Source organism: Kaistella polysaccharea, from assembly GCF_020410745.1.
GTDB classification, from domain to species: Bacteria; Bacteroidota; Bacteroidia; order Flavobacteriales; family Weeksellaceae; genus Kaistella; species Kaistella polysaccharea.
This window is the reverse complement of sequence record NZ_CP084528.1, coordinates 2,324,559-2,347,235: the sequence shown is the minus strand read 5'-3', so window position 1 is coordinate 2,347,235 and position 22,677 is coordinate 2,324,559. Positions and strand designations below refer to the sequence as shown.

Sequence of the window (22,677 nt, the reverse complement as noted above, 5' to 3'; positions counted from 1 at the left end):
AATTTTAAGGCAAGAAACGTTTTTGATTTTCCAATGTTGCCCATTGTAAAATATATTAGAAAAACCGCTTATACCAAGGCAGTTGCTCCTCGTGCGTGTAGGAATAATAGCCGTAGCCATATCTTTTACCGTAACGGGTATTTTCTGGCTTGACCCCATTGAGAACAAAAGCCATATTTTTGATACCGTTTTCGGTTTGAAAACCATCCGCAAAATTGATCATTTCTTTCTCGGTAAAATCAGATTTTAAGGCATAAAGCACAACATCTGAATTTTCAACGAGGTGCAAGGTATCACTCACCAACATGACCGGCGCGGAATCAACAACAACATAGTCGTATTGCCCTTTCAACTGGTCAATGAGTTCATCAAATTTTACCATGTCTAAAAGATCGTTCGGATTGGGTGCAATCTGACCGCTGAATAAAACATCTAAATTTTCATTCACTCTGGAAGGAATGATATAGGAGGAGGCATCAGTCTTGTCGGAAACTAAATAATCTGTCAGACCGACATTTTCGCCTTCAATAAAGCGGTGCAGCTGAGGATTACGAATATCAGCACCCACAATAATTACGCTGCTTTTACCAGCAAGCGTCAAAGCGAGGTTCATCGAAATGGTCGTTTTTCCTTCTCCTTTTACGGAAGAAGTCACCAATATAACGCCGCCCCGGTCCAATTCTTTTGCCCGCAACATATACTTGAGGTTGGAAGACAATATACGGAAGGATTCTGCGAAAACAGAAAAATCATTAGGATGCACCATGGCATTTTCTTCCTTGTGAAAAGGAATTTCTGCAATGACGGACGCATCTGGGATTTGAGCTAAAACCTGTTGTTTAGAATGTACTTTGGTGTCCAGAACATTAGCTCCTACGAAGAGGAGAAGTGGCAAAAGAAAACCGGCTGCCAAAGCGCCGTAGACAATCTGTTGACGGTTCGGTTTCACCACACCTGTAGTAAAAGCGGGATTCACAATTTTTGCCTTTGGAGCAGTTACCGCAAGGGTTATCGCATTTTCCTCTCTTTTTTGCAAAAGATAGAGATACAATTGTTCTTTTAAAGTTTGTTGCCGATCAATGCTTCTAAATATTTTTTCCTGCGTTGGGAATTTGCTGATGTTTCCTTTTGCAATATTCAATTGGCCCTTAGCCTGTGCCAGTTGCAGCTGCAAAGTTTCCCTTGATTCCAATAAATTCTGACGGATTAAATTCTTGAGAGACGCAATCTGCTTATTCATTTCGATGACCGCTGGATTTTCTCCCGTTGCCTGCTTTAAAACCCTGTTGCGTGTGATGACGAGGTTATTGTACTCGCCGATTGCACTTTCAGACCCCGCAGGAAGTCCCATTCCGGACGGAATAAGCTGACTGCCGGCACTGGCTGTTAAGACTGAATTGATAAGATCCAACTGCATGGTGTTGGTTAAGATGGCCTTCGTGTTTTCCTCTGCATTTGATAAGGATATGCCAGCCTGTGCTTCCAGATCGGTAATCTGATTGGTCCGTTTGAATTTTTCTTTTTCTCCTTCTATTCCGGAAAGGTCTTCCGTAATAATCGCCAGACGATCGTTAATGAAATTCTGAGTATTTTGGGCTTCCTGGTTTTTATCATTAACGCCATCGATAATATACTGTTTTGACAGTTCATCCAAAATATCTTCTGATTTCTGGGGAACAGGACCAACGTAGGAAAGCTCCATCAACAAACCTTTTTCCGGTGGTAAGCTGACATTAATATTACTTTCTAAACTGCCCACTACATTACTAATCGACCGAAACACCACTTTAACAGGAGTTTTAGAAACCATACCGGGTTTCCCATCAATCTGAATCGTACCAAAACTTACTTTTGCGGGCGAACCAAAGCGATGAACGGTATCAGAATTTTCAAATTTATAGGAATTATTGCCAATTGGGTTGATAATATAAGTTGCGCCGCCAAATTTGTCTGGATTATTAATGGAAAGGATTCTGCCCGATAACGGCGAATCTTTATACAATTCAGTTTCTTTGATGGTTCCTACACTGAAAAAACTGACATCAAGATGAAGGTTTTTTGCCACTTCTGCCAAAATTGGCTTGGATACAATGACCGTTTTCTCCCCTTGCAATTCATTGTCACCACTCACTCCAACACCCAGCGTTTTTAAATCACTCAACGCCGCAGAGCTATTGCCTTTGGATTCCTGAAGTTTAAGCGAAGTGGTAGTATAATACTGAGGTTCTGCATACCGCAGATATATTTTAGCAGCCGTATAAAATACCGCCATGCTTAAAAGAAACCAAGGCCATTTCTTTAAGTATTTGCCGATTTCCTTTTTGAGATTAATGGGCTGAACCCGCTTTGAAGGTGCAGAATTTTCAAGAAGTTCCATAGCCATTATTAACGGGTTAAACTGATGATTAATGTCACAAGACCTAATGCGACACCTCCGTATCTAATCCACTGATCAGCCGCTGAATTTGTTTTCACAGCAACTTGTTTGTTGCGATCGGGTTCTACATAGAGTATATCGTTTTGCTGAAGATAATAATAAGGCGAGTTCACAATCGAAGCTTCCGAAAGATCCAGGGAAATAACCTTGTCTTTTTCGTCTGCTTCGGAATACCGAATTAATTTGATGTTGGTCTTGTTCGCATCGTACGTGGTATCACCTGCAAGAGCTAAGGCTTGAAATAGATTGAGTTTTTCGGTCGTACTCGTTTTCTGACCCGGACTTTTTACTTCGCCCAAAACACTGAAATTAAAATTTGCCAACGTGATTGTGACCATTGGATCAGTAAGATACCGAAGTAACCGACTTTCTAAATCCTTTTGCAATTGCTTTTTGGTCATGCCTTCACAATAAATACTTCCTAAAACAGGGAAATTAATGGTCCCATCAGAAGTCACGGTATATTCCGTAGGTGCTGTATTAACGTTGGTTGATCCACTACCTTCTCCGGCGTTACCCGTTCTAGACATGGTCTGCACATTAAATGGCCGAACCGCAATTTCATCAAAAGCGGAAACCAAAATCTGCAATTTATCACCTTCTTGGATATGAAGACCGACATACTTTGCCTGCGATACCTCCTGTTCGAAGTTATCATTAGAAAGATAGACGATATTCTCCTTGGGTTTACAGGACTGAAAAAATAATGCGATGATTATAAATGCATGAAAATATTTCTTCATTGAAGTGTTTTATGAAAGCAAGATAGAGAATTCAGACAAGATAAAAGTCCTTGTAGAATTTTGATTATCTATTATTTCTGAAATAATAGTTTACACCAACACTTAATTGACGGTTATATGTAACGCCATTGGTATTGTTAGGATATACTTTGGTAAAACCACGGTCGAAACGCAAAACCGCTTCTAAATCATCGGTAATACGTGCACCAGCTCCTACAGAAATACCGAATCCAAAATTATTCAATACATCATCATGATTATATTTGAAATAATCTGCGTCATATAAAGCGCTTACCTGACGGTCTTCGCGAACTAAAAATTCGATTCGAGGTCCTGCAAAAATGAAATAATCACTTAAGTTATTTCCGGGATGGAAAAAATATTTTACATATAATTGTGCACCAATATAGTCATGGTGAAATTTTTGTCGGCCGTATCTTGCTACATCTGCTTTCGCATTTTCTCCCTGCATGCTGTATTCAACCATCGGGACAAGGAAAAGATATTCCCCCCCTGTAACGTCACTTTTCATAATTGGGATTTCTGCCAAAAGACCTAAAGTTCCACCGTAACTTCCTGTTGAGACATCGTGAACATTCACAATTGAACCTCTATGAAAATTTCCGGTTACGCCGTATCGCACTGCACCACTGTTTTGTGCACTTAAGGTTATAAAAAGCACAAGGGCAATTAATGTATTTATTTTCTTCATAAGGTTGTTTTTCAAAAGTAAAAGTGTTTTCTATTTTTTAAATAATATGCAAATTAATTAAAATTATTTGAATTAGAACGAATTTTTAAGGAATAATCGTTTTCCAGCAATTTAGCAATTCTGTAAAAATTTTGATTAAAAATGAATATAAATCATTTTTATCGCAAAGTCAAACTCGTCATTCCTTTTTCAATAATTTTCTATCTAAAAATTAATAATACAAGGGGATCAACTTAATATTGATGAAAATAAATGTTTCAATCCTCATTCAAAGACTCTAAAATCTGCTCATACTCATATCCTTTACCTATAAGATATTTTATAGATTTTGATTTTTTCTGATAGTCCTGCAATCCTTTCAGCTTGCAATAATAATCATGCCAGAGTTTTTTTAAAGTTTTATGATAATCCTCGTCATCAATTTCATCGAAACAACTGTTAATCAATTTCTCCGGCACGTCCTTAAATTTTAAATGATTGCGGATTTTATTTCGCCCCCAGGATTTTATATAAAATTTGCCACGAATATAACTTCGCGTAAAACGCTCTTCACTCAGATAATTTTCCCTCATTAAATAAAGAAGAATTTCTTCTTTTGCTTCTGGCACCAGTAAAAAATCGCGCATTTTCTGCTCCACTTCCTGATGACATCTGTCCTGATAAACGCAGTAGTTCACCATTTTTTGTTTGATTTCAAGGAAAGTGGAGGATTTGTTTTGCAAAATTAAATTAATGGTTTGTAGCAAGACTGGAGGTTCAAGAATCAATGGGAAAGAGTCAAGATGCGAGATAGGAGATGAAAGATTTAAAAGTACATAAATTAGATATATTATTTTTAGTAAATTTTCAAAATTGAAAAACCTTCCATTCCCTTTATTACTTGGCAAACAGAAGGTTTGATTCAATAGAAAGCTTCTTTATCGCTTAATAATTAAACAGCGCCTTCCCTTCCATCATTTCCTTCACTTTTTTGCGAACACCTGAAATAACATTTTCATCATTGATGTTCATGACAACTTCATTAATTAAACCCGCAAGTACTTCCATATCGGCTTCTTTTAAACCCCGCGTTGTAATGGCTGCAGTTCCTAAACGAATTCCAGACGTGGTAAACGCTGATTTATCATCAAACGGAACCATGTTTTTATTACACGTAATATCCGCCTTAACAAGCGCTTTTTCGGTTTCTTTACCATTCACATTTTTATTCCGAAGATCTACCAACATCAAATGATTATCCGTCCCACCACTTACAATGTCGAATCCATTATCCATCATCGCTTTCGCCAAAGCACGCGCGTTGGCAACAACCTGTTTCATATACACCAGGAATTTATCATCAATTGCTTCCGCAAATGCAACAGCTTTTCCAGCAATTACATGCTCCAGAGGACCACCTTGAATTCCAGGAAATACTGCACTGTCTAACACCTGACTCATCATTTTGATATCGCCTTTCGGTGTTTTGTGACCGTAGGTATTTTCAAAATCTTTGCCCATCATAATAAGACCGCCTCTCGGACCACGCAATGTTTTGTGCGTCGTAGTTGTCACCACATGACAATGTTCGAACGGAGAACTGAGCAATCCTTTGGCTATTAAACCCGCTGGATGCGCAATATCTGCCCACAAAGTGGCCCCTACTTCATCTGCTACTTCTCGGAATTTCTTAAAGTCGAGATCCCGTGAATACGCCGAATAACCAGCAATAATCATTTTGGGTTTTACCTCCAAAGCTTTCTGACGCATTGCATCATAATCAATCAAACCACTTTCGCGCTCTACACCATAAAAATGTGCATCGTACTGAATTCCAGAAAAATTCACAAACGATCCGTGCGTTAAATGCCCGCCCATGGATAAATCAAGTCCCAGCATTTTGTCACCCGGCTTCATGATAGACAGATAAATCGCGGCATTGGCTTGAGACCCAGAATGAGGCTGAACATTGGCGTAATCCACACCGAAAAGCTCTTTAGCGCGCTCAATGGCCAAAGTCTCCACTTCATCCACCACTTCACATCCACCATAGTATCTTTTACCCGGATAACCTTCTGCATATTTATTGGTCAAAACACTGCCGACCGCTTTCATTACATTTTCAGAAACAAAATTCTCCGACGCAATTAATTCTACGCCATGCGTTTGTCTTTGTCTTTCCTGCTCAATAAGGTCAAAAATAGGATCCATACTTTCTATTTGATTTTTTATGTTTAACGGTCAATTTCTAAAGGATTCAAATTTATGGAAATTTTCGGGAAGTAGTAAGCAGTCTTAAAAATTCTTCTTTGAGGGAGCGCGAAGTGTATTCATCGTTCGAAAAGCCAGCCGGCTTTCCGCTGCAATCTTTTTTATGGACATAAAAAAGGATTTCCGCTCCAATCCGGGCTAGAATAAAGTGCCCTATTTCTTTGGAAAACATTAACAATAATATTTTCACAAGTTTTCTTACCGACTTATGAAACTATTTCACAACAGAAAATCGCAAGCGTCAACCAGTCAAATATTTTAACGTGCTGAAAACATAGTTTAATATAGTCTGTTTGCACCGATTAAAACTATCCATAAATCGAAAATTATTGAACTTTAAATTTAATCCTTCCAATTTCCTACTTTTACATTCACAAAAACACCTTATGAATATTGGCGATTCCGTTTCTGTTATTGATGACAATCTGAAAGGAAAAATAACTTCTATTCAGGGAAATAAAGTGATTATCGAAGATGTACACGGCTTTTCCTACGAGTACAATGCCAGTGAGTTGGTCCTTCAAAACGCGGAAATTTACCACCAAATAAAAACCGTTCAAAAAGTGGAACGCTCAAAACCCACGTCTAAAAAGCACGATAAAAGTCCCTTCATTCTCGACCTTCATTTTGAGAAGGTCTCCAAAGGTTCCAGTAAAATTGATCCTTTCGAAAGGTTGTTTTTGCAGAAGGAAAAATTGCTCAACACGCTGGACTATTGCCGCAAAAATAATCTAAAAAAACTTGAAATCATTCACGGAATTGGAGACGGCGTTCTGCAGCAAATGGTTTATGAAGTGTTGGAAAGTCAAGCAAATCTGGAGTTTCACAACAAAGAAATACTGCACCATCAGTCGGGTACAGTATTGGTTTATTTTCGATAAAAGTTTTTAAAGTGATAGAATTATTAAATTTAATCACGAAAACCGCAATTAATCTACATACTTAAAACTGGTCGCGTAAAATTTTCCTTTTTTGATTTCGCCGCTGACGATCGCTTTTTTTATCACTTTGCAGTAGCCCTCTTCTGCATGTGCATCACCAAAAGTTTTTTTATCCAGTCCTTCTACATGGTAAACTTTTTCATTGATCTTAACGGACATCGCACAACCTTTATCGGATTTTACTTTAAACTGGCACATTCCGCACGCCGCATCCACCGTTTGATTTTGAACTTTTTGAGCAAAAATACTGACTGAAAAAATCAGTAAAAACATAAAAATAACCTTTTTCATATGATATAAATTTTAAAATTTTCTAAATTAACGTTGATGATTAATGAGGAAACTTATCATTAATTAAAACTAATTGATTATTCAATCTTTATAAAAAATTACATTCATTTACTTCCAAATTTTCCCCGAACTTGATGTGTCATTATAATCTCTTCGTAAAGTTATAAAACTCTTTCAGATGTTGTGGTGATATTCCTCAGGTCACCGATTTTTTAAAATTTCGAAAGCCGATTAATTTTAATAAATTTGCAACTCTAAACATGGAACATCTTAAATTACTTTTCACCAAAGACGGTGTACAATATCAGATCAGCCGCCAAAAAACGGTCATTAAGGAAGAAATTTTTATCTGCGGAGAAGAAAACCCAGAAGAATTTTGTACAGATCACCTTTCGAAGATTCTGGAGCACCAGACTTTTAAAGAAGTCAGCGTGATTTCTGCGCTCAATCATTTCACCATGATGCCTGAAGGTTTTGCAAATCACGACGCAGGTTTTGATTTAATTTCCTACAACGCGCCCGTAGAAAGAAACAACGAAGAGCTCATGCTCGCGGTTAATAAAAAATATGGCGTGCAGTTTTACTATGCTTTCCCGAAGATTTTTTATCATCCCATTAAAAATCTCGCGCTTCCCACGAAATTTAATTTTTCTGGTGAGGAATTTCTAAGTCGGATTTCGGTGAAAAATCAGAAGGAAATTCACATCAATCTCTATCATCATCAATGTGAATTTTTTGCAATGGATCGAAAGAAAGTGATTCTTTATAATAATTTGGACGTCAACTCCGAAGTTGATTTTCTCTATTTCATCATGTTTACTTTAAGTAAAATTGGATTTGCAATCGACGAAACTCAGTTTTTTGTGTATGGGGAAACCACCGAAAATGAAACCTTTATTTCTGAGCTAAAAAAATTCGTGAAGAAAATAAAAATTAATTTTGATAATATTCCGCAGAAGAATTTTATACTTAATGGGCGGTGAGATAGAGGAGGAAGGATGAAGGAGGAAGGATGAAGGAGGAAGGAGGAAGGAGGAAGGATGGAGGATGAAGTTGAAGGTTAGAGGTTAGATGTTAGATTTTAGAAATTAGAATGTTAATTTAGGTGCGGATAACATTGACTACTAATGAAAATATTTTATTTGAAGACCCCTTGTCATTAAAAATGAATACGAGTTTAAATTAAAGTTGATGTTCATCCAAGATAAATTGTTCTAACGAAAAAATAAAGTTTGACTGAGAATATCACGCACGAAACGCAAAATACCCAGCAATAAAATGTACAGAATAATCAGTGGCCAGTGGAAAGCCAAAAGAATTTCCGCTCCGAAAAACTTCGATGTAAGACCGACAACTGATTTTGCAAAAGAAGCTTTGTTCAGCATTCTGGAAAACCGATATCGTTTGGATTTTGCATCGATTTCTGTGTTGGATCTTTTTGCGGGCATTGGATCTTTGAGCCTGGAATTTGCTTCCCGCGCCTGCAGTGATGTGACATCGGTTGAGATGAATCCCAAACATGCGGCATTCATCAATTCTACAGCTGCGGAACTTGACATGAGTTTACAGATTAGCGCGCAGCGCGCAGATGTTTTTGAATATTTAAAGAAAAATCGCAACCGCAAAACCTATGATTTGATCGTTGCAGATCCGCCCTTCGAAACGGAAGAAAATAAATATCAGGAATTAATTTCCCTGATTTTGAACAACAATTACCTGAAAGAAGAAGGTGTCTTTATTCTGGAACATCAAAGCCGCACAAAACTGCAGCATCCTAATTTAACCGACACCCGAAGATACGGAAACGTGAGTTTTTCCTTCTTTAAACCGAATGATAGGGTTATCGTAGAAATAGAAAGTGAAGTTTCTCCTGACTTGGAAAAATAAAAATTCTACTTTTTTAAAGTACTTTAAGTTCCAAATCAATCGCATTTCCAAAAAATTTCCGGGAGATTTTCTCGAAGTTCTTCGTAATGTCCGACAGATAAAATTGATAGGTCGGATTGCTATTTTCCTGATGCAATAAATGGTGTTTTTCGAGAATTACTTTTACCTGATTCGCCACAATACTCGGGGAATCGATAACGCGCACCCGATTTCCATAAAACTGTTTAATTTCATTTAAAAGCAAGGGATAATGCGTGCAACCTAGAATTAAGGTTTCAATATTTTTTAATTTTTTGTTGCTCAGATAATTATAAACGATGGCGTGCGTAACCGGGTGATTTTTAAAACCTTCCTCAATGGCCGGAACTAAAAGTGGCGTAGCAAGTTCATCAACTTTAATAAATTTATTATGCTTGCGGATGGTTTTCCGGTACAATCCAGAATTTACGGTTGCTTTGGTTGCAATCACCCCGACATTATTGTGAATTTCATAGGATACTTTTTCAGCGACGGGATTAATAACATCGATTACTGGAACGCGGTTGTTCACCAGGTCCAGCACTTCTTTTAAGGCGTTCGCGGTGGCAGAATTACAGGCGATCACAATGGCTTTGCAGTTTTTTTCCAGAAGAAAATCGGTAATTCGGGTAGCATATCCCACGATGGCTTCCCGGGACTTTTCGCCGTAGGGCAAGTGTTTGGTATCGCCGAAATAAATAAGATTTTCATGGGGCAAAAGCCTCTTTATTTCTTTCGCAATGGTTAATCCGCCCACACCGGAATCAAAAATTCCGATCGGCTGGTCCGCCGAGAGATGACTGAAATCGGGTTTCGAAGTTTTCAAGCGCTCAAATTTCTGCAAAAATACGGAATTAAGAGCCAAGTAAAAAGTAAAAAAAGCCAGGTAAGTACGACTGATCAATAGTCAATTGTGAACGGTCTATAACGTATTTAATTATTGAGGTTTACAATATTTATTTGTTAGTCGGTTAATAGCAAGTTATTAAATTTATAAATCTCGCACCTCGAAACACACATCTTGAAACTCGCACCTTACTTCTCTTTACACCATAAACAAATCAGCTGCAATACCATCTGCTAAAAACCAGTTTTTTTCTGGAATTTTTAAATGATCATCTTCGATCAGTAAAACGCCATCATTACGTTTTTGAACGATCATCTTTTCGAAATATTCCAAAAACTCAGCATTAAACTTCTCTTTCAAGGATTTTAAATCAACACCCCAACTTGTTCGCAAACCGATCATCAGCATCTCATTAAACTGGTCCTTTTCTGACAAAATCTCTGTCTCTTTGGGTAGCACGTTTCGATCTAAAGAATGAATATACTGCTGGTTATTCGCAATATTCCAGCTCCGTTCATTTCTCCCATTATAGGAATGCGCTGAGGGTCCGATTCCCAAATATTCCTTGTATTTCCAATATGCGGAATTGTGTTTGGAATGAAATCCCGGTTTCCCAAAGTTGGATATTTCGTAGTGGTCAAATCCGTGCTTCTTCAAAAAGTCGGTCATATAAAAAAACTCGTCGTGCTGTTCTGCTTCTTTCGGCGCCGCGACTTTACCTTGTGAAATCCAGGTGTTGAGTGCTGTTTTCGGTTCCACAGTCAACGCGTAGGACGAAATATGAGGAACTTGCAGATCGATAGTTTTTTGAAGATTTTGTTTCCAAATATCAATATTTGAAGTTGGCGAGCCGTAGATTAAATCAATACTGATGTTTTCAAAGCCAAAATCTTGGGATCTTTTAATAGAACTTTCCGCTTCGCTGGCATTATGCGCACGATTCATGAATTGTAAATCTTCATTAAAAAAACTCTGTGTTCCAATAGAAAGGCGGTTAAAAGGGGTCTTTGATAAAGACTTTACAAATTGTAGATTTAAATCATCTGGATTTGCCTCCAATGTAATTTCAATATCGGGATCAAAAGTAAAATACTTTAAAACCTCATCGATGATGGATTGTAGTTCATCAACACTTAATATTGAAGGGGTGCCGCCGCCGAAATAAAGAGATTTTAAATTTTTATTTTCCAACTCATCTTTCCGCAGAACGATTTCTTTTTTTAGGGTTGCAACCATTTCCTCTTTGTATCTTAAAGAAGTGGAAAAATGGAAATTACAGTAACTGCATTTTTGTTTGCAGAAAGGAATATGAAGATAGATCAAGAGTGAAATTTAGGTTGAAATAAAAATTGATAGAGTGATCATCAATAATGAGAAAATGACTTATCTTTAATATCGATAACCTCTCGTATTAATAAAATTATCAAATTTATAGCCGATACTTAACATAAAACTGCTGCCGGCATATTGCTGAATATCCGACAAGCCAAAATTATAACTTGCTCCGAAGAAAAATTTATTTACCGTCGCTTTTATGATCGGAGAAACTGCTAAACTTTGATTCCCAAATTTATTGTTCCCTGTTCGGAAACTGGCACCGGCCGAAAATGCATTAGCATCGGATGTTAATGTAGCCAGCAGATTTAAATCTATAAATTTAGACGAATTGGTATTTAAATTAACCAATACCGATGGACTCACATAAAAATCGTCAGTCATATAAAAATCATATCCGGCGTTCAGTAAATATTTAGTGGGTTCGGGTTCAATTCCATTCACAATGGGGATGTCATTGCTGAGTGCGATATCGTTTACCGAAACTCCGGCAAAGAAATTATGATAAGTCACGGCCAGACCCAAATTCGCATAGAGCAGAAAAATAGAATCATTAGTCAAGAGTGGATCGCCAGTCTCAGCTGGATTAAGCATGCCCAAATCAATATTCATATTGTAAAAATTGACATTGGTACCGAAGGAAAACTGATTTTTCCGTTCTCCATCATCATCCAAGGGGATAAAATAAGATGCACCGGCAGAAATCCCATTTGAGGAAATAGGGCCATTCTGATCTTTAAAAAAAGATAAACCAGCACCTACGCGGTCGAAAACATTGGCGTGCATTCCGACTGACTGAACATTAGGCGACTGTTCAAAATTTGAAAACTGTTTTTGATAATTCAAATTGAGAACAACATCATCAGTCTTTCCGTAAAGCGCAGGATTAAAAAGAAAATCCCCATCTAACAGATACTGCTGGTAGTACGGCAAGGTTTCCTGGCTTTGATAGGAGCCGAAGAAAAACACGGTGAAAAATAAAATACCTATTTTTCTCATAATATAAGGCTGGATTTTCAGCAAATATAGAAAAGTTTGAGGACTTAAGATTCTAAATATTTACGCCATTTTCGTAAGGCATCTTCCATATCCTGTGGCATGGGACTTTCAAAATACATTTCTTTTTTAGTTGTAGGATGAACAAAACCCAGTGTGTGAGCGTGCAGCGCATGCCGGGGTAAAAGTTCAAAAACATTTTTGATGAACTGTTTGTACTTCGGCAAGTTAATTCCTTTTAAAACTTGATGTCCCTCGTATCTCTCATCATTAAATAAAGTATGTCCGATGTGCTTAAAATGTGCCCGAATCTGGTGAGTACGTCCCGTTTCCAGTTTACATTCTACCCAAGTCATATAGCGAAAACGTTCCAAAACTTTATAATGAGTTACGGCGTGTTTCCCTAAACTGCCATCTTCGAAAACTGCCATCTGCATGCGATTTTTCACATGTCTTCCGATGTTTCCTGTGATTGTTCCTTCATCATCAGCGACATTTCCCCAAACAAAACCCCAATATAATCTTTTCGTAGTACGGTCAAAAAATTGCTTCGCAAGGAAACTTAATGCATATTCTGTTTTTGCCACAACTAAAAGTCCAGAAGTATCTTTATCAATTCTATGAACGAGTCCTACCCGATCTAAATCTGATTTCAATCCTTTTTTTTGAAAGTGGAAAGCTAGCGCATTGACGAGTGTGCCGTCATAATTCCCATGACCAGGATGGACAACCATTCCTGGAGCTTTATCGACCACCACTACATCATCATCTTCGTAAACAATATTAATGGGAATATCTTGAGGAATAATAAGATTTTCACGGGGCGGATGTGTTAAAAGCACAGAAATTTCGTCGCCGGGTTTCACACGATAATTTTGTTTCACCGCATTTCCATTAACAACGACATTTCCGGCACGACAGGTTTGGGAAATTTTATTTCGGGAGGAATTCTGGCGAAATATCTGAAGATATTTATCAACTCGCAAAGGTTCTTGTCCGCGATCTACTTTCAGCGAAAGATGTTCATAAAGACCTTCTGCTTCAGCATCACTTGTCTCCTGACCCATAGAATCTTCGTCTAAAAAATTTTCGTTATCGTCTGTCATCATTAATTTGAAAGATAAAGCTTCAACATTTCCGTTGAAGCTTTAGATTTTTAAGGAACTTATATTACTCCACCACTACTTTCCTAGCTTTCGGCTTTTCTTCCGTTTTCGGGGTTGAAGTTTTGGGTGTGGCAGGCTTCGTCTCTGCCGGTTTTGTTTCTGCCGGTTTAGATTTTGTTTCTGTTGCCGGTTTTGTAGGTTCGACTTTTGGTGTCGTTTCAGCAGGAACTGTGGGTCTTGGACTTTCAGTAGTTGGCTCGCGACGTCGGGGTTCCGGTTCACTATACACCGGGCCATCATCCATATAAACGGGTGCTGACATATCAATTTTAATTCTGTAAATAGAATTAAGTTGTGATATTTTGCCGCCCATTTCCGCCGGAGTTTTTTTACTTGCCCAAATGTCCATCTGCATTCCCTGATCACGAACGTCGCCCGGCGCAGGATCCTGATAATAAACGATATCTGATTCATCTCCGCCTCCATCTTCATGCTCAACAAGACCAACTTCGAAGAGGTTTTGAGAAATAATAGCTTTCGCTTCCTGTACAGTCAATCCCACTACATTCGGTACGGTAATATTTCTTCTCGGTCCAGCACCGATCACCAAATCAATGGTCGAGAAACGCGGTAATAAAGCGCCTGGTTTTAAAGTTGTGCCATTATACAGAAGGCGTAGAACTGCATCACGCTGAATGCTCGGCTCAAAAATGGTGTCTCCTACTTTTAAACCTACTTGTTCCAACTGCCTGAATGCCAAACCTTTGTATCGATCTAAAACATCCGGAACGGAAACTTGTGCGTAGGTTCTTGGATTTACTTTCATCACGATAGTTCGGCCGTCTTTTACCCGGGAACCAGCGGATGGATAAATTTGCAAAACCTGAAAAGGTCGGTATTTTGGATCGTATTTAAAACTGTCGACTTCATATTCTAAACCAGAATCATCTAAAATCTTAATAGCATCGTGCACTGAGCGGTTCATTACGTTCGGCACAGCGATTTCTTTACCATGATTGGTATGAACTTCTAACCACCGGAAGGTAAGCCAAACTACTCCTACGAAAACTGCAGCCGCTACCAGTAAATTGACCAGGACTTTCCAATGGAAAAGCGATTTTAGCATATTTTTGAATCTTTTATTAGTAAGTGCAAATATATAAAATAATCTTTTCCGTAAATGCGGAAAGTTTTCAGGAAGCTTTTATAAGTGCGGACGATTGGAAATAATTATCTTTGTCTATTAAAGCAACTCCATGATTTTATCAATGACCGGCTTTGGCCGAAGTGAAGGCGTTTATGAAGGTAAAAAAATTACCGTAGATCTAAAATCGCTGAACAGCAAATCATTCGACCTTAACATAAAAATTCCCTTCCGATACAAGGAAAAAGAATATGATCTGCGTAAACTTTTGAACGATCGCGTACAGCGGGGTAAAGTTGATTGTTACGTAAACATCGAGTCGTTGGATGACGCTTCTGAAACAACAGTGAATCAGGAATTGGTCTCTTCCTATATTTCAGAACTGAAAAAAATTGCCGCTGACGGACCGGAATTTGAATACCTGAAAATGGCCATCAGAATGCCGGATGCTATTTCGGCTAAATCTGAAGAACTTACCGAAGAAGAATGGAATTTTCTTTTGGGACTTGTAAAAGGAGCACTGCAAAATTTCGAAAATTTCCGTCAGACTGAAGGAAAAATTCTGCAAGATGAATTGCAGCGGAACATTAATAATATAAAGTCCTATCTGGCGCAGGTTGAACCTTTTGAACACATCCGAATGGACAGTGTGAAAGAGCGGTACCGCAATTCATTAAGTGAATTTGATCAGCTTGATGAAACCCGTTTTTATCAGGAAATGGCCTATTATACCGAAAAATTAGACATTGCCGAAGAAAAAGTTCGCCTTACACAACACCTTAAATATTATGAGGAAGTGATGCAGCAGGAAAATCTGAACGGAAAGAAACTGGGTTTTATATCGCAGGAAATCGGGCGGGAAATTAATACGCTCGGCTCAAAAGCCAATCATGCGGAAATTCAGAAACTCGTGGTGATGATGAAAGACGATCTGGAAAAAATTAAAGAACAGACTTTAAATGTTCTGTAAAATCGTATTAAAATTAAAATTGATCAGGTGAACGAAAAAGTTATCATATTCTCAGCACCCTCCGGAAGCGGAAAAACCACTTTAGTTAAACATTGTCTGCAGGAATTTCCCGATCTTGCCTTTTCGATTTCGTGTACGACGCGCAATGCGAGAGGAACCGAAACGCACGGAATTGATTACCATTTTATTTCCGCTGATGAATTTAGAAAAAAAATCGGTGAAAATGCTTTTGTAGAGTTTGAGGAAGTTTATAGTGATAAATATTACGGAACTTTAAAATCAGAAGTTGAAAGAATTTGGGCCACAGGAAAAGTCGTTATTTTCGATGTTGATGTGAAAGGAGGAATTTCGCTGAAAAAATATTTTGGAGAAAAAGCTTTATCTATATTCATCATGCCACCCTCCGTCGCAGAGCTTGAAATGCGCTTAATTGCACGTGGAACCGACGATCTGGAAACCATTAAAACCCGCGTTGAAAAGGCAACCGAAGAAATATCTTTCAAAAATGATTTCGACGAAATTGTGGTGAACGATCAGCTGGAAGTTGCTAAAAATAAAATTGAAAATCTTATAAAAAATTTCCTTGCCTTATGAGAATAGCCATCATCGGTGCGGGTTGGGTCGGATCAAAACTGGCAGAATATCTCTCCCAAAAAGACTACCACGTTATCGCTACGACCACAACACCGGAAAAAATAATTGCGCTGCAAAAAGTTGCGACAGAAGTTCATCTTTTAGATTTCGAACGCAATCCTGATTTTAGTGTTTTGGCATCCGTAGATATGGCCATTTTCAGTATGCCGATTTCTCGAAATGCTTGGTTCGAAGGTTTTAAAAAATTAGAAACCGAATTTCCGAAAACCTTACTTTTCAGTTCCACGGGAATTTATCCGAAAGAAAAAGGAGTTTATACGGAAAAAGATACGGCTAACTTAAGATCCGATATTTTAGCCGCAGAAAATCTCGTTCGAAGTAAATATCCGCAAACCAATATTCTGCGTTTTGGCGGCCTCATGGGCGGTGACCGTTCCCTACAAAAAATTTATAAAAACCGTGAACCCGAAAATCCAAATAAAGCTGCCAATTATATTCATTATGAAGATATACTTGCGATTGTAGAGCTATTCATCAACTCCGAAAGAAAAGGCGAAACCTTCAATGTAGTGGCGCCGGAACATCCTACGGTCGCAGAAATATTAAATAGTAAATCCACGGGAGATGAGACTGAAAAAGAAAGCCAGAGGATTATTTCCTCCGAGCATCTCATCCAGGATTTTAATTATCAATTTATACATCCCAATCCTAAAAATTTTTAAATACCATGAGTACCGAAAATTTAAATAAAGCAAAAGCCAATCTTCCCGTACGGGGATTTCTAAAAATAGATGACCTCATTATTCCGCAGGGCGACGATTTGGTGAAAGCCATCCTTGACTTGAAAAAAGAGAAAAATGCCGTTATTTTAGCCCATTATTACCAGCCGCCGGCAATTCAGGATATCGCAGATTATTTGGGCGATTCCCTACAATTGGCGCGCGCTGCAAAAGATACCGATGCTGATATGATCGCCTTTTGTGGTGTCCATTTCATGGCGGAAGCGGCTAAAATTTTGAATCCCACCAAAAAAGTCGTTCTTCCGGATACCCAAGCCGGATGTTCTCTTGCTGACGGATGTAGTGGTGTAGGTTTGCGTGCCATGCGCGCAAAACATCCGAATGCGCTAATCGCGACTTACATCAACTGTAATGCAGAAACCAAGGCAGAATCTGACATTATCGTGACGAGTTCCAATGCAGAAACAATTATCCGATCACTTCCCGAAGATCGCCCGATTATTTTTGCACCTGATAAAAATCTGGGGAAATTCTTGATGAAGAAAACGGGCCGCGACATGATTCTCTGGGACGGAACCTGTATCGTTCACGAAGCTTTTTCCATGGAAAGAATCGCACAGCAACTGGCAGAAAATCCGCACGCAAAATTGATCGCACATCCCGAAAGTGAATCATCGGTCTTGGATTTGGCACATTTTGTAGGCTCTACATCTGCCCTTTTAAATTTTGTGGAAAAAGACGACGCTCAGGAATTTGTTGTCGCGACAGAAGAAGGAATTTTACATGAAATGAGAAAGCGAGCACCGCACAAAAAGCTGATGCCAGCACTGGTTTTTGATGAATCTTGTAACTGTTCAGAATGTTTTTATATGAAACGAAATACACTGGAAAAGCTCTATCTCTGTATGAAATATGAATTGCCAGAAATTCTTATCGACGAAGAACTTCGTCTGAAAGCTCTGAAACCCGTGGAGAAAATGCTGGAACTATCAACGACCATTAAGTAAAGTGTTTATTAAGCTAGGAATCGCTTAAGTAGTTTGGGCAATCTTTTTTGCCCTTGCATTTTCCACCCCAAAAAAAGCCGGGCTGTCCGTTACAATTCCTCCCCCGAAATTTTCGGGGTCCGGGATTTCCACTTCCATCCCTATTGCGGGAGATAAGATGAGTTGAAATTAATTAAAATTAAAAATGACTTCAAAAATAATTATAGAAGATTTGAAAATATACGCCTATCATGGTGTACTTCCGGAGGAAACAATTCTCGGAACTTATTATATTTTAAATGTAGAAGTGCATGCTGATCTTTGGAAAGCCGTCGGTACAGATGATTTAAACGACACCATTAATTATGCGGAAATTAATGAGATCATCCACAATGAAATGCAAATTCCTTCGAAGTTGATGGAACATGTCACCGGAAGAATTTTGAAAAACATCAAAGTAAAATTCCCTCAAGTTCCTTATCTAAAAATTAAAATAACCAAAACAAATCCACCAATGACAGGGGAAATGCGTGGCGTAAGCGTGGAAATTGAAAATCATTTTTAGCCTATTTCTATTCAATAAACCCTTCGAAAGTACACCATTTTTGTCATTTTGAACGAAGTAGAAGGCAATGATGAATCTCACTTTTTCGTAAAAAATCATTACTTCGTCAGAATGACAGTAACAAATATAGTTCGAGTTCCGAAATTTCGGGAAGGACAAAATAATTTAGATTTAAACTCGCCACCAAAATTTCTTACCTTTGAACATTAAATACGTTGTAAAAAACCGATGAAATATATTCTTCTTTCCTTACTCTCAGCGGTATTGCTGAGCATCTCCTGGCCAACTTACGGAATTCCTTTCTTCATATTTTTCGCCCTTGTTCCGCTTCTTATTCTGGAACATGACATTTCAAAGTTTTCAAAAATCAAGAAAAAAGGCCTCACTATTTTCGGTTTGACTTACCTTGCATTTATAATCTGGAACATTGTTACGACCGGCTGGCTTTATGGCGCAAAAAATCCCGATGGTACAAATTCCTTATTTGCCGTGGTTGTTCCGGTTTTGGTGAATGCTCTGTTTTACGCCTTTATTTTTCAGTGTTATCATTGGTATAAAAATGCGCAGGGAACCTACTTCGGCTTGGTATTCTTCGTCGCGATCTGGATGGTTTTTGAAAAAGTTCACTTGAGTTGGGAACTTACCTGGCCTTGGCTCAACTTGGGAAATGCATTCGCAGATTACCCAAAACTAATTCAGTGGTATGACACTTTAGGCGCAACTGGCGGAAGTTTCTGGATTTTATTGGTCAATGTTTATGCATTTTATACTTTAAGAATTTGGGAAGCAGGCCGGAAAAGAAAATCATTAATTCTCAATTCTTCGATTTTAGTAGGAGCTATCGCTTTACCCATGATTATTTCGGTAGTGAAATATCAAAATTTTGATTTAAAACCGACAGGTTCTGTAAATGTGTTAATGCTTCAACCGGAATTGAATCCTTACACCGAAAAATATTCCAAAGACAGTCTGACTATTTTAAATGATTTGCTAACCTTAGCAGAAAAAAATTCCACAGGCCAAATCGATTATTATATCGGCCCGGAAACATCACTTCCAGGTTTTGGATCTATTTCGGAAACGGGATTTGAAAAAAGTGAACTTTTAAATAAAGTAAAAGGATTTTTAACAAGACATCCAAAGTCGGTTTTTGCGACTGGTATTTCTTCCCACCGATTTTACCCGGACGCAAATAAAAAATCAGAAACCGCCTATCAGACTTCTCAGGGAATGTTTGTAGACAGTTACAATTCGGCCGTACAAATTATTCCCAATCAAAAAGTAGAAGTTTATCATAAAGCGAAACTGGTGCCTGGTGTGGAAATTTTTCCTTACATCAATGTTTTGAAACCACTATTGGGAGACGCCATGCTGAATCTTGGCGGCACAACCGCATCTTTGGGAGTTGATAAAGAACGAAAAGTATTTGGCAATCCTTTTAATAAAGGAAAACTGGCACCGATTATCTGCTATGAAAGTATTTATGGAGAATTCGTGACTGATTATGTAAAAAAAGGCGCCAACTTTTTAGGAATTATGACCAATGATTCCTGGTGGGGCGAAACCCAAGGTCACAAACAGCTGATGGCGTATGCAAGAATGCGCGCGATTGAGACGCGCCGAGAAATTGCGAGAGCTGCGAATAGTGGAATCTCCGCACATATCGATGCAAAAGGCGATGTTTTAGCAGATACCATTTATGGAGATCAAACCACACTATTCGCCAAAGTAAATCTCTACGAACACCAAACTTTCTACACGAGATCGGGAGATCTGCTTTCCAGAATTTCAATTTTCGTGTTTGGTTTTCTGGTTTTTTACAATTTAATTAAAAAGTTCCAAAATCGAAAGCCACAAGAACCCATGAAAAAAATCGTCATTAAAAGGTAGGAATTGCTTTATTTCTTCGATTTTTGATGATTGAAATGATTCAGCAACAAACGAATTTCATTAAATTCGAAATCATTGGGCAACGCTTTTTTCCAGTCGTTTAAAGATTCATAGTCATTGTTCTTGAACTCTTTTTCAAAAGTTTTAATTTTTTCTTTGGCAAAAATTCGGGAAACATCTAGTAATCCTTGTTCGGCGAATTTTGCTAAATGGCCAAAAATCGTTTCAGTCACCAATCCACGTTCCTTTGCAATTTCGGGAATCGTTTTTCCGCTTTCGAACAGTTGGAAAGTGAGAATATGAGAAGGGATTTTAGCAACTTTGGTGGAAATAGAAACATTATTTTCAGTATTAAAAAGTGGCGCCTCTAACAAGTGAACTTTCTTTAAATCATTCAGATAATCCTCTAAATCGTCCAGAAAAACCCGAAAATCTTCGTTGTATTGTTTCAAACCTTTGGTGCCTTTATTTTCAGAATAAAAATCAAGCAACGGTTGAAATATTTCGAGATTAATTTTTGTAAAAAAGAAATTGACTGCACCTTGTGCTTTCGTCTCAATTTCTGCCCAGTCTTCGTCTCCCTGAATAAATTTCTGGGTTTTCTGGACCATAATCTTTTCAAATTTTTGAAAAACGGCAGTGAAGTTTTCGATTTTAGGTTTCAGATTTTGATATAAATATGTGGCTTTATTTTTGTCAAGTGCTTTGCTGGTTTTTGTAGATTGATACCAGTTTTCCAGGGAATATTTAAACCACAAACAATCCAAGCTGCTCACCACTTTTTTAATGCTGTAATCGTATTTTTCGGCCTGCAGGATTTCCTCTAATTTTTCATTTGCATTGGTTTCATCCTGAAATTTAGAAACTCTTCGATCAGCGAAAATAACATTCGGCGTAATCTTAGATTTTAAGACTATTCCTTCTAAAGTTCGACATCGAGAAAGCGCCACATAAACCTGACCCGACGCAAAGGATTTTCCGGCATCAATAATTAAACGGTCAAAAGTTAAACCTTGCGATTTATGAATCGTGACCGCCCAAGCGAGCCGAATTGGATACTGCTGAAAACTGCCTAAAACATCTTCTGTAATGTTTTTTTCGGCATCCAAACCGTATTTTTTCTGTTCCCAAGTTTCCTTCTTTAAAGTAAAAACATCATCGTCACCGTCGATTAAAACTGTAATTTCAGTTTCATCTAAACTCATCACTTCCGCGAGTTTTCCATTGAAATATTTTTTATCGGAGCTTGCATCATTCCGAATAAACATGACTTGAGCACCTACTTTCAATTGGAGTTCCTCCTCATTTGGATATTGATTTTCATTAAAATTACCGATAATATCGGCCGAATAGAAATAAGGTTTTCCTTTCAGTTCTTTCAGTTTTTTCTGATTGATTTCGTCGGCCATCCGATTGTGTGACGTTAGATACACATAAGGTTCATCAGTTGGTTCGAAATCAGGAATATATCTTTCATTTAAGGTTTCAAAATCAATGTCACCTACTTCACCATCTCGAATATCATTCAAAATGTCTAAAAACTTCTCATCTTTTTGGCGGTAGACCGTTGTCAGTTCTATGGTTATTAAAGGCATTTCTTTTAAAGCATAACTCTCGAAGAAAAAGGGGGATTTGTAGTATTGTCCTAAAAAATGTTCATCTCGTACCACAGGTGGAAGTTGATATAAATCTCCGATAAATAACATCTGAACGCCACCGAATTTCTGCTGATTCCGCCGAACGAAACGCAGGGAAAAATCCATCATATCCAAAACATCTGCGCGCAACATCGAAACCTCATCGATGATGATGATCTCAATTTCACGCAAGAGTTTCAATTTGTCTTTTCGGTATTTAAAATGCTGCATTAAATCCGCAATATTATTTCCCAAATTACTGTCGATACGATCTGTTGTGGGAATAAAAGTGCGCAGCGGAAGTCCGAACATCGAATGAATCGTAACGCCGCCCGCGTTGATTGCAGCGATGCCCGTTGGCGCAACGACAATGTGTTTCTTCTTTGTTTTTTTAACAAAATCATTGAGAAAAGTGGTTTTTCCGGTTCCGGCTTTTCCGGTCAGAAAAATACTGCGGTTCGTATGTTCGGTTAAGTTAAAGAGCGATTCATTCATGAGTCAAATTTAAGAAAAATGAGGCAAGTGTCGGGCGCAAAATTATGGTTTTGGTTTATTTCTAAAAAGACTGTATTTTTGTTCATTACCCTA

21 protein-coding genes and 1 pseudogene are annotated in these 22,677 nt (G+C 38.1%); 9 read left to right on the top strand and 13 right to left on the bottom strand.

All coding sequences use genetic code 11. From position 1 onward, the window contains the following. Positions 1-55: 55 nt before the first annotated feature. The 6 genes and pseudogenes from LC814_RS10900 to glyA all read right to left on the bottom strand — a co-directional run bounded on the left by LC814_RS10900 (position 56) and on the right by glyA (position 6,082). Positions 56-2,377: a GumC family protein gene (locus tag LC814_RS10900; protein ID WP_226063953.1), complete on the bottom strand. Its 2,322-nt coding sequence runs from the start codon at positions 2,375-2,377 to the stop codon at positions 56-58. Positions 2,378-2,385: 8 nt separating this feature from the next. Continuing rightward, the gene (locus LC814_RS12550; RefSeq protein WP_375373407.1) at positions 2,386-2,775 is read right to left on the bottom strand and encodes a polysaccharide biosynthesis/export family protein; all 390 of its coding nucleotides are present in this window, start codon (positions 2,773-2,775) and stop codon (positions 2,386-2,388) included. Next, positions 2,770-3,180 (bottom strand): annotated as a pseudogene (locus LC814_RS12545) (polysaccharide biosynthesis/export family protein); the annotation flags it as partial. The gene LC814_RS12550 and the pseudogene LC814_RS12545, both read right to left, overlap by 6 nt. A 64-nt stretch (positions 3,181-3,244) precedes the next feature. After that, positions 3,245-3,892 carry an outer membrane beta-barrel protein gene (locus tag LC814_RS10890; protein ID WP_226063951.1) on the bottom strand — a complete coding sequence of 216 codons (648 nt, stop codon included), beginning with the start codon at positions 3,890-3,892 and terminating at the stop codon, positions 3,245-3,247. Positions 3,893-4,149: 257 nt separating this feature from the next. Beyond that, complete coding sequence (locus LC814_RS10885; RefSeq protein WP_226063950.1) at positions 4,150-4,572, bottom strand: regulatory protein RecX; 423 nt, start codon at positions 4,570-4,572, stop codon at positions 4,150-4,152. 244 nt (positions 4,573-4,816) lie between these two features. Next, positions 4,817-6,082 (bottom strand): serine hydroxymethyltransferase, encoded by a 1,266-nt coding sequence (gene glyA / locus LC814_RS10880; protein WP_226063949.1) that lies wholly within the window; start codon positions 6,080-6,082, stop codon positions 4,817-4,819. Between the two features lie 446 nt (positions 6,083-6,528). Between glyA and LC814_RS10875 the strand changes: the two genes are divergently transcribed. After that, positions 6,529-7,023, top strand: coding sequence for a Smr/MutS family protein (locus tag LC814_RS10875; protein ID WP_226063948.1), 495 nt, complete (start codon positions 6,529-6,531; stop codon positions 7,021-7,023). A gap of 48 nt (positions 7,024-7,071) precedes the next feature. Here the strand turns inward: LC814_RS10875 and LC814_RS10870 are convergent, their stop codons facing one another. Further along, positions 7,072-7,374: a DUF6370 family protein gene (locus LC814_RS10870; RefSeq protein WP_226063947.1), complete on the bottom strand. Its 303-nt coding sequence runs from the start codon at positions 7,372-7,374 to the stop codon at positions 7,072-7,074. Positions 7,375-7,634: 260 nt separating this feature from the next. Between LC814_RS10870 and LC814_RS10865 the strand changes: the two genes are divergently transcribed. Beyond that, positions 7,635-8,357 carry a DUF3822 family protein gene (locus LC814_RS10865; protein WP_226063946.1) on the top strand — a complete coding sequence of 241 codons (723 nt, stop codon included), beginning with the start codon at positions 7,635-7,637 and terminating at the stop codon, positions 8,355-8,357. 295 nt (positions 8,358-8,652) lie between these two features. Next, a complete protein-coding gene (locus tag LC814_RS10860; RefSeq protein ID WP_226063945.1) occupies positions 8,653-9,261 on the top strand; it encodes an RsmD family RNA methyltransferase in 609 nt (202 codons plus the stop codon). Positions 9,262-9,274: 13 nt separating this feature from the next. Here LC814_RS10860 and murI read toward each other — a convergent pair whose 3' ends face one another. The 5 genes from murI to LC814_RS10835 all read right to left on the bottom strand — a co-directional run bounded on the left by murI (position 9,275) and on the right by LC814_RS10835 (position 14,689). Next, positions 9,275-10,105, bottom strand: coding sequence for a glutamate racemase (gene murI, locus LC814_RS10855; protein ID WP_226063944.1), 831 nt, complete (start codon positions 10,103-10,105; stop codon positions 9,275-9,277). 219 nt (positions 10,106-10,324) lie between these two features. Then, complete coding sequence (hemW, locus tag LC814_RS10850) at positions 10,325-11,449, bottom strand: radical SAM family heme chaperone HemW (RefSeq protein WP_226063943.1); 1,125 nt, start codon at positions 11,447-11,449, stop codon at positions 10,325-10,327. Positions 11,450-11,515: 66 nt separating this feature from the next. Further along, complete coding sequence (locus LC814_RS10845) at positions 11,516-12,460, bottom strand: PorP/SprF family type IX secretion system membrane protein (protein WP_226063942.1); 945 nt, start codon at positions 12,458-12,460, stop codon at positions 11,516-11,518. Between the two features lie 44 nt (positions 12,461-12,504). Continuing rightward, entirely contained in the window at positions 12,505-13,524 is a 1,020-nt protein-coding gene (locus LC814_RS10840) for an RluA family pseudouridine synthase (RefSeq protein WP_226065817.1), read from the bottom strand. Positions 13,525-13,627: 103 nt separating this feature from the next. Further along, positions 13,628-14,689 carry a PASTA domain-containing protein gene (locus LC814_RS10835; protein ID WP_226063941.1) on the bottom strand — a complete coding sequence of 354 codons (1,062 nt, stop codon included), beginning with the start codon at positions 14,687-14,689 and terminating at the stop codon, positions 13,628-13,630. A gap of 130 nt (positions 14,690-14,819) precedes the next feature. On the opposite strand from LC814_RS10835, the gene LC814_RS10830 reads away from it, so the two are divergent. The 6 genes from LC814_RS10830 to lnt all read left to right on the top strand — a co-directional run bounded on the left by LC814_RS10830 (position 14,820) and on the right by lnt (position 20,452). Beyond that, on the top strand, positions 14,820-15,677 hold the full coding sequence (locus LC814_RS10830) for a YicC/YloC family endoribonuclease (RefSeq protein WP_226063940.1): 858 nt from the start codon (positions 14,820-14,822) through the stop codon (positions 15,675-15,677). Positions 15,678-15,704: 27 nt separating this feature from the next. Further along, positions 15,705-16,271, top strand: a complete 567-nt coding sequence (gene gmk, locus LC814_RS10825) for a guanylate kinase (protein WP_226063939.1) — start codon at positions 15,705-15,707, stop codon at positions 16,269-16,271. Then, complete coding sequence (locus LC814_RS10820) at positions 16,268-16,993, top strand: NAD(P)-binding domain-containing protein (RefSeq protein WP_226063938.1); 726 nt, start codon at positions 16,268-16,270, stop codon at positions 16,991-16,993. Before gmk ends, LC814_RS10820 begins: the two co-directional genes overlap by 4 nt. 5 nt (positions 16,994-16,998) lie before the next feature. Next, the gene (gene nadA / locus LC814_RS10815) at positions 16,999-18,018 is read left to right on the top strand and encodes a quinolinate synthase NadA (protein WP_226063937.1); all 1,020 of its coding nucleotides are present in this window, start codon (positions 16,999-17,001) and stop codon (positions 18,016-18,018) included. A 184-nt stretch (positions 18,019-18,202) separates the two neighbouring features. Beyond that, positions 18,203-18,562, top strand: coding sequence for a dihydroneopterin aldolase (folB, locus tag LC814_RS10810; protein ID WP_226063936.1), 360 nt, complete (start codon positions 18,203-18,205; stop codon positions 18,560-18,562). Positions 18,563-18,790: 228 nt separating this feature from the next. Then, positions 18,791-20,452, top strand: a complete 1,662-nt coding sequence (gene lnt, locus LC814_RS10805; RefSeq protein WP_226063935.1) for an apolipoprotein N-acyltransferase — start codon at positions 18,791-18,793, stop codon at positions 20,450-20,452. Between the two features lie 8 nt (positions 20,453-20,460). Here lnt and LC814_RS10800 read toward each other — a convergent pair whose 3' ends face one another. Continuing rightward, positions 20,461-22,584 carry a helix-turn-helix domain-containing protein gene (locus tag LC814_RS10800; RefSeq protein ID WP_226063934.1) on the bottom strand — a complete coding sequence of 708 codons (2,124 nt, stop codon included), beginning with the start codon at positions 22,582-22,584 and terminating at the stop codon, positions 20,461-20,463. Positions 22,585-22,677: the final 93 nt, after the last annotated feature.